We start from the raw sequence: 13,756 nt of genomic DNA, 5'->3' as shown, positions 1-13,756 counted from the left end.
CCGATCCGCTCGGATCCCTGTTCGCGCCGTTCGTGGAGTTCGGCTTCATGCGCCGGGCCCTGGCGGGCTGCCTCGCCCTGTCGGTCTCGGCGCCGCCCATCGGCGTGTTCCTGACGCTGCGCCGCATGAGCCTGATGAGCGACGCGATGAGCCACGCGATCCTGCCCGGCGCCGCGGTCGGCTTCCTCGTCGCCGGCCTGTCGCTGCCGGCGATGACGCTCGGCGGCCTCGTCGCCGGCCTCGCGGTCGCTCTCCTCGCGGGCGCCGTCACCCGCGCGACCGTCGTCCGCGAGGACGCGAACCTCGCGGCCTTCTACCTCATCTCGCTCGCGGCCGGCGTGCTGCTGGTCTCCCTGCGCGGCTCGCAGATCGACCTCATGCACTTCCTGTTCGGTTCGGTTCTGGCGCTCGACGACGCCGCCCTATGGCTGCTCGGCGGCATCAGCACGCTGACCCTGCTGGCCCTGGCCCTGATCTACCGGCCGCTCGTGATGGAATGCGTCGATCCCCTGTTCCTGCGGAGCGTCAGCCGCAGCGGCGGCCCGGTCCACCTCGCCTTCCTGGCGCTGGTGGTGGTGAACCTCGTCGGCGGGTTCCAGGCCCTCGGCACGCTGCTGGCGGTGGGGCTGATGCTGCTGCCGGCGGTGGCGGCCCGGTTCTGGGCTCGCGACCTGGCCGGGCTGATCCCGGTCTCGATGCTGATCGCCGCCTTGGCGAGCGTGTCGGGGCTCAGCCTGTCGTACCGGTACGACGTGCCGAGCGGGCCGGCCATCGTGCTGGCGGCCGGCGCGCTCTATCTGGCCTCGATGATGGTCGGCCCGCGCGACGGCCTGCTCCGCCGCCTCGTCCGGCCGCGCCACCTCGAGGCCTGATCAGGGCTGGTCCTTGAGCGCGGCGAGTCCCTCACGATAGGTCGGGTAGGCGAGCGCGACGCCGAGCTCGTCGCGGATCAGCCGGTTCCGGACGCGCTTGTTCTCGCCGTAGAAGCTGCGCGCCATCGGCGACAGGTCGGCGGTCTCGAAATCGATCTCGGGCGGCAGCGGCAGGCCTGTGAGGGCCGCGGCGTGCTCGGTCACGGTCTGGGGCGCGGTCGGCTCGTCGTCGGTGACGTTGTAGATTGCCCCCGGCCGCGGCCGGTCGATCGAGGCGAGCAGCGTCGTGGCGATGTCGTCGACGTGGATGCGGTTGAAGACCTGCCCGGCTTTCACGATGCGCTGCGAGCGCCCCTCCCGCAGTTTCACAATCGGGTTGCGCCCGGGTCCGTAGATGCCCGAGAGCCGGAAGACCTGCACGGCCTTGCCGGTCGCGGCGCCGAGCGCCAGCCACGCCGCCTCGGCGTCGACGCGCACCTTGGACCGGGCGCTGCGCGGGGTCGCCGGCGTGGTCTCGTCGATCCAGGCGCCGCCCTGGTCGCCGTAGACGCCGATGGTCGACAGGTAGCCGATCCACCGGATCCGGCTCGTCGCGACGGCGTCGGCGTAGCGGGCCAGCACCGGGTCGCCGGCCTCGCCCGGGGGCGCCGAGACGAGGAGCACGTCCGTGTCGGCGAGATCCGCCGCGATCCGGGGATCGTCGGCCTCCGGCCCGAAGGCGCGCATGGCGAAGCCCGTCTCCGTCGCGACGCGGTCGGCGGCCGCGGGGTCGGTCACCGTGGCGCGGACGGTCGCGAAACGCGGCCGCGCCCGCTCGGCGAAGTGGCGGCCCGTGAAGCCGAGCCCGAAGACGAAGAGGTTCATGCCGCGGATGTCTCGTCCGCCCGCGGTTCCGTCAAGCCGGTGGCGGCCCGCCACTCGTCCCGCACGTGGGCGTCGGTCTCGGAATCGCCGTGCTGCCGCCCGAGCGCGCGGACGGCCTCGGGTGCCAGCAGCCGGCCGCAGGCCCAGACCGCCATGCCGCGCACCAGTGGAGACGGGTCGCGCAGGCGCGCGACGGCCGCCTCCGCGAGCGACGGGTCGTCGGAATTGCCGATCGCGATCATGACGTTGCGGAGGAAGCGGTCGCGCCCGGTGCGCTTCACCGGCGTGCCGGCGAAGAAGGTGCGGAACGCCGCGTCGTCGAGGCCCGCGAGATCCGCGAGCGCCGGGGCCGCCAGGTCCGCCCGCGCGGCGAGCCGGCTCTCCGCCGCGGTGCGGGCGAACTTGTTCCAGGGGCAGACGGCCAGGCAGTCGTCGCAGCCGAAGACCCGGTTGCCGATTGCCGCCCGGAACGCCGCCGGGATCGGCCCGGCATGCTCGATCGTCAGGTACGAGATGCAGCGGCGCGCATCGAGCCGGTAGGGCGCCGGGAACGCGTCGGTGGGGCAGACGTCCAGGCAGGAGCGGCAGGAGCCGCAACGGTCGGGCTCCGGCGCATCGGGCTCGAATTCCGCGCTCGTGTAGATCGCGCCGAGGAGCAGCCAGTTGCCGTGCCCGCGGGAGATCAGCACCGTGTGCTTGCCCTGCCAGCCGAGGCCGGCCGCCTCCGCCAGGGTCTTCTCCATGACGGGGGCGGTGTCGCAGAAGACCTTCACCCGCACGTCGCCCTTGGCCGACAGATACCCACCCAATTCTTTCAGGCGGCCCTTCAAAACCTCGTGATAATCCCGCCGCTGCGCGTAGGCGGCCACGGCCCCGCGGTCGCGGCGCGCCACGAGGTCGAGGGGATCGTGCTCCGGCTGGTAGCTCATCGCCAGGACCAGGATGCTGCGCACCCCGGGCCACAGCGCGATCGGGCTGGCGCGCTGGTCGGCCCGCTCCGCCATCCAGTCCATGGTGCCCTGCGCGCCCTCGGCGAGCCAGGCGGACAGGCGACCGGGCAGGTCGGGCAGCCGGTCGGGACGGGTCACGCGCAGGCCGCAGAACCCGAGCGTCGCGGCCCGGGTCTCGACGAGGCGGCGCAGGTCGGCGCCGTGGTAGGTCCGTCGGGCGTTCAGAAATCCAGATCCGCGTAGTGGGCGGCCGGCGCCATCCCGGCCACCCGGTCGGCGAGCAGGGCGCGGAACGAGGGCCGCGACTTGACGCGGGCGTACCAGTTCCGCGCCATCTCGTCCTCGTCCCAGGGCACGTCGCCCAGGTAGTCGACGCAGGAGAGATGGGCGGCCGCCGCGAGATCGGCATAGGTCAGGTTGTCGCCGGCGATCCAGCGCCGCCGCGCGATGAGGTAACCGATGTATTTGAGGTGGTAGCGCACGTTGGAGCGCGCCGCGCGGATCGCGTTCATGTCGGGCGGGCCGCCGCCCTCGTTGGCCGACATGAAGCGCTTCGAGATCTTCTCGTTGACGAGGTAGGCGGTCACCTCGGACTCGAACTTGACCAGGAACCAGTCGAGCAGGCGCCGCACCTCCACGCGCTCGACGGTGTCCTCCGGCAGCATCCGCCGCCCCGAGAGCCCGAGGCCGCGGGTCTCGTCGAGGTACTCGGCGATGACGCCGGCGCCGGGAACCACGAGGCCGTTCTGCTCCAGCAGCACGGGCGTGACGCCCGCCGGGTTGATCAGCAGGAAGTCGTCGCGCCGTTCCCAGGGCCGTTCTTCGAACAGCGTCGGCTCCATGCCCATCTCGGCGAGCACGAGACGGATGAAACGGGAATTCGCGCAGAAGGGGAAATGGTAGAGGGTTGCCATCGAGGCCGTGCGGGACGTTCGGTCTGCCAGCGCGGCCGGTCCCGCGCTCGTCGTGGGTCCTGAAGCGCGGGTCTTCGGCGCAGAGGACTTCGGACCGAGCGTTATTGCCCGACCGTTGCCGAGCCCTTAACACGCGCGGCCCGGCCCGGTAACTGCCCGTCAACCCTGATCGGCGAAGCCTCGGGTACAACCATTTCGCGTGGCAGGCGGTGGCCCGACGGGGGTCGCCGCGCGCGCGGCACAGGGCGTCGCGATGGATCCGGCAAGCATCGGCAAGGCAGTGCTGCTCGCCCTGGTGGAGGGGGCGACCGAGTTCATCCCGGTCTCCTCCACCGGCCACCAGCTGCTGGTGGGGCACTTCATCGGCTTCCACTCGCCCAACAACACCTTCGAGGTGCTGATCCAGCTCGGCGCGATCCTGGCGATCCTGCTGGTGTATTTCCGCCGCCTCCTGGGGATCGCCACCGCGTTGCCGTCCGATCCGAAGGCGCGCCGCTTCGTTTTCGGGATCCTGGTGGCGTTCCTGCCGGCGGCGATCATCGGCGGCCTCTTCTCGAAGCTGATCAAGGCCTACCTGTTCAACCCGTGGATCGTCTGCGCGACCCTGGTGGCCGGCGGCCTCGTGCTCCTCGTCATCGAAGACACCGACCTCGAGGTGAAGAAGACCGACGTCTACGACTTCTCGCTGCCGATGGACCTGAAGATCGGCATCTTCCAGTGCCTGGCGATGATCCCCGGCGTCTCGCGCTCGGGCGCCACGATCGTGGGCGCGATGCTGATGGGCGCCGACAAGCGCTCGGCCACCGAGTTCTCGTTCTACCTCGCGATGCCGACCATGGCGGGTGCCTTCGCCAAGGACCTGCTCGACAACTACAAATACCTTTCGAGCAACGATGTCGGGCTCATCGCGATCGGCTTCGTCGTGTCGTTCGTCTCGGCGCTGTTCGTGGTGCGGTTTCTGCTCGACTACGTCTCCCGGCACGGCTTCTGGCTGTTCGCGTGGTGGCGGATCATCGTCGGCGCCCTCGGCTTCGCCGGCCTGATCATCCTCGGCTGACGCGGGCGGGGTCGCGCCCCGTCCGGTCGGTCCGGGCTCGCCGGCAGCGGCTCGGAATCGCGATCCGGATCGACAGGTGCCCCTCACCGCGCCTGGGCCGCATCACTCAAAAATCGGTGATCCGCGGCTTGAGCTTTCCTCAACCATCGGGCGATTGCCAGCGGCAGAGCGGCGTGCGAGGCAAACGCATGAAAGCGGTGCAGAAGACGCCGCGCCCTGGGACGTACCGATGGAAGACAGACCGCTCGCCGACCTCTTCGAGCCCGCAGACCGGGCGCGCTGGCTCGGCCTCGTCGAAGGCGTCCTGAAGGGCGCCGATTTCGAGAAGCGGCTGGTGTCGCGGACGGCCGACGGCCTGCGGATCGAGCCCCTCTACGGACCGGCCGAGCCGGCGGCGCAGCCGGTGCGCGAGCCCGGACCCTGGCGGATCGCCCAGCGGGTCGACCATCCCGACCTCGAAACCGCCAACGCGCAGGCGCTGACCGACCTCGAGGGCGGGGCCGATGCCCTCGTGCTCGCCTTCGCGGGCGCGCCGGGCGCCCGCGGCTACGGTCTCACCGCGGCGAGCGTCGAGGAGCTCGACGCCGCCCTGAAGGGCGTGATGCTACCGCTGATCGCCCTGCGGATCGATGCGGGCGGCCGCGGCCTGGAGGTGGCCCGGCTGGTCAAGGCGCTGGCGGAGCGCCGCGGCGAGGATCTGTCGACCTACGACGTCGATCTGGGGCTCGATCCCGTCGGCGTCCTGGCCGCCACCGGCAGCCTCGGAGCCGTCTGGACCGACATCGCGCCCCGCCTCGCCGAGGCCGTGGCCGAGCTGGAGGCGGCGGGTTTCCGCGGCCGTGCCTTCCTAGCCGACGGCCGGCCCTACCACGAGGGCGGCGCCGGCGAGGCGGCGGAACTCGGCGCGGTGCTCGCCACCGCCGTCGCGTACCTGCGCGCCCTGGAAACGGCCGGTCACGATCTCGCGAGCGCGCGCGACCGCGTCGCCGTGCTGCTCGCGGCCGATGCCGACGAGTTCGTCACCGTCGCGAAGTTCCGCGCGATGCGGCGCCTCTGGGCGCGCGTCGAGCAGGCCTGCGGCCTCGAGCCGAAGCCGCTGCGCCTCCACGCCGAGACCGCGTGGCGGATGATGACCAAGCGCGACCCGTTCGTGAACATCCTCCGGACCGGCATGGCGGCGGCCTCGGCCGGCATGGGCGGCGCCGACAGCGTCGCGGTCCTGCCGTACACCCAGGCCCTCGGCCTGCCCGACGCCTTCGCCCGGCGCGTGGCGCGCAACAGCCAGATCGTGCTCATCGAGGAATCGCATCTCGCGCGGGTCAGCGACCCCGCGGCCGGCGCCGGCGGGTTCGAGGCCCTGACGGCCGAGCTCGCCGAGGCGGGCTGGGCGGCGTTCCAGGCGATCGAAGCCGAGGGCGGGATCGTCGCCTCGCTCAGCGTCGGCAAGCTCCAGCGGCGGATCGAGCTGACCCGCGAGGCCCGCGCCAAGGCGGTGGCGACCCGCCGCGAGCCGCTCACCGGTGCGAGCGAGTTCCCGAACCTCCCCGAGAAGCCGGTCACGGTTCTCGACGTGCCGCCCGCGGCGGCGGTGCGCGGATCCAACTTCGGCGCGGGCTCGGCCGTCGCCTGCGACGCGCTGCCGTCCCAGCGCCTCGCGGAACCCTACGAGGCCCTGCGGGACGCCTCGGACGCCTTCCTCGCCAAGACCGGTCGCCGGCCCGTCGTGTTCCTGGCCAATCTCGGCCCGGTGGCGGCCTTCAACGCCCGGGCGACCTTCGCGGCCAACGCCTTCGCGGCCGGCGGGCTCGAGGCTCTGTCGAACGAGGGCTTCCCCGACGCCGAGGCGGCGGCGGCGGCGTTCCGGGAGTCCGGCGCGAGCCTGGCCTGCATCTGCTCCACCGACGGGATCTACGCCGAGCGCGCGGTCGCGACCGCGGAGGCGCTGACCGGGGCCGGCGCCGGACCGGTCTACCTCGCCGGGAAGCCGACGGACCTGGCCGAGCCGCTGAAGCAGGCGGGCGTGGCCGCCTTCCTGCATGTCGGCTGCGACCTCCTCGCCCTCCTCAACGCGGCGCTCCGTGCGGCCATGCGGACCCCCGCGCCGCAGGCGCCGCGCTGACGGGGCGCCGGTCTCTCCGAAGCCCACGGCACTCCGGATCCGCATGACACCCCGCATCGCCGTCGCCCTGCTCCTCGCCGGCACGCTTCCCGCCGCGTCCGCCCCCCGCGCGGCCGCCCTGCCCGATCGGTTCGACGGCACCTGGAGCGTCGAGATCATCACCGAGACGGGGAACTGCGACCGCGCCTATCGCTACCCGGTGCGGATCGAGCGCGGGCGGGCGCGCTTCGTCGGGACCGCCTTCGTGGTCGAGGGGGGCGTCGCGAGGAACGGGGCGATCCGCGGCTCGATCTCCAACGGTGCCGCCACCGCCGACGTGCGGGGACGCCTGGGCTCGGACGGCTTCGGTAACGGAACCTGGGTCTCGACCGGGGCCCTCGCCTGCCGGGGACACTGGAACGCGGAGCGGCGCGGCTGAGCGCGGCTGTGGCCGTCGCGAAACAGTCGGGATCTCGCCCTGAATCGGACAACCGGACCGAACCGGTAGCCCCGATCCCGACGCAATCATGAGCGAGAGCTGAACACGGTTCGGACACCCGACGAGGCCGCCCGTATGAAGACTTCGATCCTCGCCACCTTCACCGTCCTCGCGCTCGTCTCGGCCGCCGAGGCGCGTCCTCACCGGCACCCGGCCGCCCCGAAGGTGAACGCGGCGGAGGCCGAGAAGGTGTTGGCGCCGCTGCGGCAGGCCGCCACCGCGTGCTTCGCCGAGACGGTGCTGTCGAACCCGAAGGCGACGGCCGAGGCGCGCGCCGGCCGCTGGTACGAGGCCGTCGGCATCACGGGCTTCCTGTGCCGCCCGGAGGTCGCCGCGATGATCCGGACCCACGACAACCTCTACGGCGCGAAGACCGGTGAGCGCTATTTCAAGGGCGCCTACGTCAAGCATCTGGACCAGCAGCTCGCCGAGCGCCTCCAGCCGATGTTCGCCCGCAAGGCCGTCGCCAGCGCCGAGCCGCCGCTCGAGAAGGCCTCGGTGGAGGAGCCGGCCGGGAACGACTGAGCGGGAACCGTCCGGGGTCGCTGCGCCTTCCCCGACCCGGAGGCGGCGATGCCCTACGAGCTCCACTACTGGCCGATGATCCAGGGGCGCGGCGAGTTCGTCCGCCTCGCCCTCGAGGAGGCGGGCGCCGACTACGTCGACGTCGCCCGCCAGGACGACGATTCCGGCGGCATCGGACCGATGCTCGACCGCCTGTCCGACCCCGCCGATCCGCGGCCGCCCCTGGCACCGCCCTTCCTGCGCGACGGCGACGTCGTCGTCGGGCAGAGCGCCGCGATCCTGCTCTATCTCGGGCCGCGCCTCGGGCTCGTGGGCCCGTCGGAGCGCGACCGGATCTGGACCCATCAGCTCCAGCTCACCGTCGCCGACGCGGTCGACGAGGCGCACGACACCCACCATCCCGTCGGCGTCGGCCTGTACTACGCGGAGCAGAAGGCCGAGGCGCTGCGCCGGGCGGCGGAGTTCCGGGGCGAGCGCATCCCGAAATATCTCGGCTACTTCGAGCGCGTGCTGGCGGCCAACGGCGGCGGCGGCCTCGTCGGCGCGGATCTCTGCTACGCCGACCTGTCGCTGTTCCAGCTCGTGGACGGCCTGCTCTACGCCTTCCCCAAGGCGACCGCCGCGGCCCTCCGGAGTACCCCGCAGGTCGCGAAGCACCACGAGGCCGTGGCGCGGCGCCCGCGGCTCGCCGCCTATCTCGCCAGCGAGCGCCGGATCCCGTTCAACGAGGACGGCATCTTCCGCCGCTACCCGGAGCTGGATCCCTGAGGCGCCAGCCGGGGCTCAGCGACGGGGGCCGGCGATCAGGATCGCCGCGAGCACCAGCGCGACGAGACCGAGCACCAGCGACAGCAGGCGCCAGAACAGCAGCGGGTCGCGCTCCAGGAGCGAAGCCCGCCGGCCATCCGTGAAGGCCGGGTTGGGGTGGCGCAGGTCGTGGACGAAGGCCGACACGGTCGCGTAGCGCCGCAGCGGATCGGGATGGACGGCCCTGCGCAGCGCTCCGTCGACCCAGACCGGCAGCAGCGGGCGCACGGTCAGCGCCGACGCGTAGCGCAGCCGCCGCTGCGCCGCGCGCGTCCGGGCCCGGGGCACAGCGTCGCCGTAGGGCAGCCGCCCCGTCAGCATCTGGTAGGTCATTACGCCGACCGCGAAGACGTCCGACTGGGCGGTCCCCGGGGCGCCGAGGAAGCACTCCGGCGCCGTGTACTGCACCGTGCCCAGGATCTCCGCCGGGTCGATCCGGGGATCGCCCTCGACGACCCCGGCGACCTGGGTCGCGCCGAAATCGATGATCTGGACGGTGCCGGCCGCGTCGATCAGGACGTTGTCGGGCCGCAGGTCCTGATGGACCATCTCCCGCCGATGGAAGGCCTGCACGCCCCGGGCGACCTGCTCGACGAGCCCGCGCACCGCCTCCAGCTCGGGCGCCGCGTGGTCGCGCATCCACTGGGTCAGAGTCTGTCCCTCGACGTAGCGCATCACCGTGTAGAGGTGGCTGCGGCGGCCGGCCTGGGGATGGGCCCTGAGTACGTGCGGATTGTCGATCCGCCGCGCGATCCACTCCTCCATGACGAAGCGCTTCCGCTGGGCAGGATCGTCCCGCAGGTCCAGCGACAGCACCTTCAGGGCGACCTGGGTGCCGGTCTCCGCCTCGACCGCCAGGTAGACGCGGCTCCGGGGTCCGGAGTGGAGGATCCGCAGCAGCCGGAAGTCGTCGAGCTCCGCGGGCGGGTCGAGGAGCGGCGCCGGGTCCAGCCCCTCGGCCTCGCCGAGGAGGTCGGCCGGCTCTCCCTCCGGCACGGTCTCGACCCGCACGATCTGGATCGTCAGGTTGTCCGGGCTGCCGGCCGCCAGAGCCAGGTCGATAATCGCCCGCGCGGCCGCGTCCAGGGTCTCGGCCCGCGCGATCGCCGCCACCATGTCGCGGGGCCGGACATGCTCGTGGATGCCGTCCGACGTCAGCACGAAGGTGTCGCCGGCCTCGACGCCCACGGCGTGGTAGTCGATCTCGACGCGGCCCTGCGCTCCGAGGGCGCGGCCGAGATACGATTCCGCCGCCGAGACGACGACGCGGTGGTCCTCGGTGAGTTGCTCGAGCGACCGGCCCGACACCCGCCAGATCCGGGCATCGCCCACGTGGAAGAGGTGGGCCACGCGGGATTTCAGCACGAGGGCGTCGAAGGTCGTGACGTGGCCCCGGTCGGCATCGTTCGGATCGGCCCCGCGCCGCGTCTCGGCGTAGAGCCAGGAATTCGTGGCCGCGATCACGCGCTGCGCCGAGGTCTTCACCGACCACGTGTCCGGCGTGGCGTAGTAGTCGCTGAGGAAGCTCTTGACCGCGGTCTCGCTCGCCGCCGCGCCCGCCGCGCTGCTGCTGATCCCGTCGGCGAGGGCGACCGCGATCCCCTTCAGGCCCAGCGCCGGCTGGACCGGGACCAGCGCGCCGTTGAAATCCTGGTTGGCGGCCTTGCGGCCGGCGCTGCTGTGCTGGCCGATCGTGACCGTCAGGTCGGCCGGGCCGCGCGGTCCGGCGCTCAAGCGGCGGGCGCCGCGCTGTCGCCCCGGCCGCGGTACGACAGCGCCTCGGCGAGGTGGAGCCGGCGGACCTGCGCCTCGCCGTCGAGGTCGGCCAGGGTCCGGGCGACGCGCAGCGTCCGGTGGAAGCCGCGGGCGGAGAGGCGCATGCTCTCGGCCGCCTGGCGGATCAGCGCCGTCCCGTCGGCGTCGGGGCTCGCGACGTCCGAGATCAGCGTCGCCGGACAGGTCGCGTTGGTGGTGGATTCCGGCAGGCCGCGCGCGGCGTAGCGCGCGCCCTGGAGCGCGCGGGCCGCCGACACCCGGGCGGCCGCCTCGCGGGAGCCCTCGGCCGGCGCCGGCAGGATCAGGTCGGCGGCCGTCACCGCCGCCACCTCGACGCGCAGGTCGATGCGGTCGAGCATCGGGCCGGAGATCCGCGCCTGGTACTGCGCCATGCAGCGCGCGTTCGGCCCGCGCCGGCAGGCGTAGCCCGGTTCGAGACCCTGGCCGCAGCGGCACGGGTTCATCGCCGCGACCAGCTGGAAGCGCGCCGGGTAGGTGACCCGGTGGTTGGCCCGGGCGATCATCACCGCCCCGGATTCCATCGGCTGGCGCAGGCTGTCGAGCACCTGCGGGGAAAATTCGGGCAGCTCGTCCAGGAACAGCACGCCGCCATGGGCCAGGGAGACCTCGCCGGGCCGCGCCCCGAGGCCGCCCCCCACCAGGGCCGCCATCGAGGCGGAATGGTGCGGCTGCCGGAACGGCCGGCGATTCGAGAGCGCCCCGTCCTTCAGCGCGCCCGCCACCGACTGGATCATGGAGATGTCGAGCAGCTCGCGCGGCGTGAGCGGCGGCAGGATCGAGGGAAGACGCGCCGCCAGCATCGACTTGCCCGAGCCGGGCGGCCCGTTCATCAGCAGGTTGTGGCCCCCGGCGGCCGCGATCTCCAGGGCGCGCTTGGCGCCCTCCTGCCCCTTGATGTCGGCGAGGTCCGGCAGCGGCCCGGCCGGCGCGGCGATGGCGGGCTCCGGCCGCGCCATCACCTGGCTGCCCTTGAAGTGGTTGGCGAGCTGGATCAGCGAGCGCGGCGCGAGCACGTCGAGGTCGCCCCCGGCCCAGGCCGCCTCCGGCCCGGTGGGCGCCGGGCAGATGAGCCCGAGCCCCCGATCGGCCGCCGCCATCGCGGCCGGCAGCACGCCGCTCACCGCCGTGATGCTGCCGTCGAGGGCGAGCTCGCCCAGCACGCAGTAGCCGGCGAGCGCGTCCGCCGGGATCGCGCCGATCGCCGCCATGACGCCCAGCGCGATCGGCAGGTCGAAATGCGAGCCTTCCTTGGGAAGGTCCGCCGGCGCGAGGTTCACCGTGATGCGCTTGGCCGGCAGCGCCAGCCCCGAAGCGATCAGCGCGCCGCGGACCCGCTCGCGCGATTCCGCCACCGCCTTGTCGGGCAGACCGACGACGGTGAACACCACCGAGCCGGGGACGATCTGGACCTGCACGTCCACCGCCCGCGCCTCGATGCCCTCGAAGGCCACGGTGGCGACGCGGGTGACCATCCGTGCAGTGTCCTCGCCGCCGCGTTCCGATACCGCCAAGATGTGCGGCAGATTCGGGGGCGGCTCAAGGGGATCGCCACCATGGAACTCCGCCGCGACACGCCTGTTCACAGCCGGAAACAATTGCCGGATCGGAGACAGCCATGCGCCTGACCACGTCCCTTCTCGCCCTGACCTTGATCGCCGGGACCGGCCTCGCCGCCCGCGCCGACGAGAAGCTTCCGCCCGATCAGCAGGCCAAGGTCGAGGCCATGCTCAAGCAGGAGGGCTTCACCAAGTGGAAGGAGATCGAGCTCGACGACGGCATGATCGAGGTCGACGACGCGATCGACGCGAGCGGCAAGCAGTTCGACCTGAAGCTCGATCCGAAGACCCTGGCCATCGTGAAGCGCAAGGCCGAGTGAGGCTGCGCTTCGGCAGCGCTTGCGTTCGGGCCGAGGCCCGGCCATATAGCCGGCGGGGGGTTGGCGAGGGACGTTTCACTCGCCAACCGGGTCAGGTCCGGAAGGAAGCAGCCCTAACGAGACCGAGCGGGTCTTCGTCCAGCCTCCCACCTCATTCCACGGCGCGCGGCAGCCTGACCCAGACACGGCATGGACGCTACGACCGGCACGCCTGACGACGAGCCGGGCCTGCCCGGGTTTCCAGCGCCCCCCGCCGCGGCGACGCCCTACCGGGTGCTCGCGCGCAAGTACCGCCCCACCAATTTCGGCGACCTGATCGGCCAGGACGCGATGGTGCGGACCCTCGCCAACGGGTTCGCGGCCAACCGCATCCCGCAGGCCTGGATGCTCACCGGCGTCCGCGGCGTCGGCAAGACCACGACGGCCCGCATCCTGGCCCGCGGCCTCAACTACGCCCGCGCCGGACAGCCCGACACCGGCCCGACCGTGTCGATGCCGGAACTCGGCCTCCACTGCGCGGCGATCATGGAATCCCGGCACATGGACGTGCTGGAGATGGACGCCGCCTCGCATACCGGCATCGACGACGTCCGGGCGATCATCGACGGCATCCGCTACGGGCCGGTCTCGGCGCGCTACAAGGTCTACATCGTCGACGAGGTCCACATGCTCTCCGAGAAGGCGTTCAACGCCTTCCTGAAGACGCTGGAGGAGCCGCCGCCGCACGCGAAGTTCGTGTTCGCCACCACGGAGATCCGCAAGGTCCCGGTGACGATCCTGTCCCGCTGCCAGCGCTTCGACCTGCGCCGGGTCGAGGCGCCGACCCTGCACGCGCATCTCGCGAAGGTCTGCGCGGCCGAGGGTGTCACCGTCGAGGACGAGGCGCTGGGCGCCATCGTGCGCGCCGCGGAAGGGTCGGTGCGCGACGCGCTCTCGCTGCTCGATCAGGCGATCGCCCACGGCGCCGGCACGATCACGGCGCAGAGCGTGCGCGACATGCTGGGCCTCGCCGACCGCGCCCGGATCCTCGACCTGTTCGAGGCGGTCATGCGCGGCGCGGTGCCGGCCGCCTTCGCCGAGCTGCGGGCGCAGTACGATTCCGGCGCGGACCCGTCGGTCGTGCTCTCGGATCTCGCGGCCTTCACGCACCTCGTGACACGGCTCAAGGTGGTGCCGGAAGCCGCCGCCGACCCGACGCTCAGCGAGACCGAGCGCGTCCGCGGCGCCGCGTTCGCCGAGAAGCTCTCGATCCGCGCCCTGTCGCGGGCGTGGCAGATCCTGCTGAAGGCGATCCCCGAGGTCCAGGCGGCGCCCCGGCCACTCGCGGCTGCCGAGATGGCGATCGTGCGCCTCGCCTACGCGGCCGACCTGCCCACACCCGACGAGGCGCTGCGCCAACTCCGGGCCGAGGCCGCCGCCGCGCCCGCGGACGAGGCCCCGTCCGCGTCGGGCCGGCCGCCCCTGCCGCCGATTCCCGACCTGCGCGGCGGCGGGTCC

General features: G+C 72.7%; 13 protein-coding genes and 1 other RNA gene. 9 read left to right on the top strand and 5 right to left on the bottom strand.

All coding sequences use genetic code 11. The features are described 5' to 3' along the window. Nucleotides 1-47 precede the first annotated feature (47 nt). Nucleotides 48-872: a metal ABC transporter permease gene (locus ACLBYE_RS18565; protein ID WP_447695306.1), complete on the top strand. Its 825-nt coding sequence runs from the start codon at nucleotides 48-50 to the stop codon at nucleotides 870-872. Here the strand turns inward: ACLBYE_RS18565 and ACLBYE_RS18560 are convergent, their stop codons facing one another. From ACLBYE_RS18560 to ACLBYE_RS18550, 3 genes are read right to left on the bottom strand one after another with little or no spacing between them, the layout of a single operon-like run. Beyond that, entirely contained in the window at nucleotides 873-1,736 is an 864-nt protein-coding gene (locus tag ACLBYE_RS18560) for an SDR family oxidoreductase (RefSeq protein ID WP_447695295.1), read from the bottom strand. Beyond that, nucleotides 1,733-2,878, bottom strand: a complete 1,146-nt coding sequence (queG, locus tag ACLBYE_RS18555; protein ID WP_447695305.1) for a tRNA epoxyqueuosine(34) reductase QueG — start codon at nucleotides 2,876-2,878, stop codon at nucleotides 1,733-1,735. The genes ACLBYE_RS18560 and queG overlap by 4 nt, the downstream gene beginning before the upstream one ends. A gap of 29 nt (nucleotides 2,879-2,907) precedes the next feature. Beyond that, the gene (locus tag ACLBYE_RS18550) at nucleotides 2,908-3,600 is read right to left on the bottom strand and encodes a glutathione S-transferase family protein (protein WP_020094651.1); all 693 of its coding nucleotides are present in this window, start codon (nucleotides 3,598-3,600) and stop codon (nucleotides 2,908-2,910) included. 253 nt (nucleotides 3,601-3,853) lie between these two features. On the opposite strand from ACLBYE_RS18550, the gene ACLBYE_RS18545 reads away from it, so the two are divergent. From ACLBYE_RS18545 to ACLBYE_RS18525, 5 genes are all read left to right on the top strand, one after another. Further along, a complete protein-coding gene (locus tag ACLBYE_RS18545; protein ID WP_447695294.1) occupies nucleotides 3,854-4,657 on the top strand; it encodes an undecaprenyl-diphosphate phosphatase in 804 nt (267 codons plus the stop codon). 229 nt (nucleotides 4,658-4,886) lie between these two features. Beyond that, entirely contained in the window at nucleotides 4,887-6,776 is a 1,890-nt protein-coding gene (locus ACLBYE_RS18540; protein WP_447695293.1) for a methylmalonyl-CoA mutase family protein, read from the top strand. A gap of 43 nt (nucleotides 6,777-6,819) precedes the next feature. Next, nucleotides 6,820-7,194 carry a hypothetical protein gene (locus ACLBYE_RS18535; protein WP_447695292.1) on the top strand — a complete coding sequence of 125 codons (375 nt, stop codon included), beginning with the start codon at nucleotides 6,820-6,822 and terminating at the stop codon, nucleotides 7,192-7,194. A 135-nt stretch (nucleotides 7,195-7,329) separates the two neighbouring features. Then, entirely contained in the window at nucleotides 7,330-7,779 is a 450-nt protein-coding gene (locus ACLBYE_RS18530; RefSeq protein WP_447695291.1) for a hypothetical protein, read from the top strand. Between the two features lie 48 nt (nucleotides 7,780-7,827). Further along, nucleotides 7,828-8,547, top strand: a complete 720-nt coding sequence (locus tag ACLBYE_RS18525) for a glutathione S-transferase (protein ID WP_447695290.1) — start codon at nucleotides 7,828-7,830, stop codon at nucleotides 8,545-8,547. Nucleotides 8,548-8,562: 15 nt separating this feature from the next. Here ACLBYE_RS18525 and ACLBYE_RS18520 read toward each other — a convergent pair whose 3' ends face one another. After that, complete coding sequence (locus ACLBYE_RS18520) at nucleotides 8,563-10,320, bottom strand: protein kinase domain-containing protein (protein WP_447695289.1); 1,758 nt, start codon at nucleotides 10,318-10,320, stop codon at nucleotides 8,563-8,565. Next, the gene (locus tag ACLBYE_RS18515) at nucleotides 10,317-11,855 is read right to left on the bottom strand and encodes a YifB family Mg chelatase-like AAA ATPase (RefSeq protein WP_447695288.1); all 1,539 of its coding nucleotides are present in this window, start codon (nucleotides 11,853-11,855) and stop codon (nucleotides 10,317-10,319) included. Before ACLBYE_RS18515 ends, ACLBYE_RS18520 begins: the two co-directional genes overlap by 4 nt. A 143-nt stretch (nucleotides 11,856-11,998) precedes the next feature. Here ACLBYE_RS18515 and ACLBYE_RS18510 point away from each other — a divergent pair, with 143 nt between their 5' ends. The 3 genes from ACLBYE_RS18510 to ACLBYE_RS18500 all read left to right on the top strand — a co-directional run. Continuing rightward, nucleotides 11,999-12,259 (top strand): PepSY domain-containing protein, encoded by a 261-nt coding sequence (locus ACLBYE_RS18510; RefSeq protein ID WP_020092787.1) that lies wholly within the window; start codon nucleotides 11,999-12,001, stop codon nucleotides 12,257-12,259. A 53-nt stretch (nucleotides 12,260-12,312) separates the two neighbouring features. Beyond that, an RNA gene (gene ffs / locus ACLBYE_RS18505) (signal recognition particle sRNA small type) lies at nucleotides 12,313-12,411 on the top strand. A gap of 37 nt (nucleotides 12,412-12,448) precedes the next feature. After that, on the top strand, nucleotides 12,449-13,756 hold a 1,308-nt coding region (locus tag ACLBYE_RS18500), incomplete at its 3' end, for a DNA polymerase III subunit gamma/tau (RefSeq protein ID WP_447695287.1).

The sequence above is a fragment of the Methylobacterium sp. A52T genome, from assembly GCF_053346095.1.
This window is presented reverse-complemented; position numbering and strand designations above follow the sequence as displayed.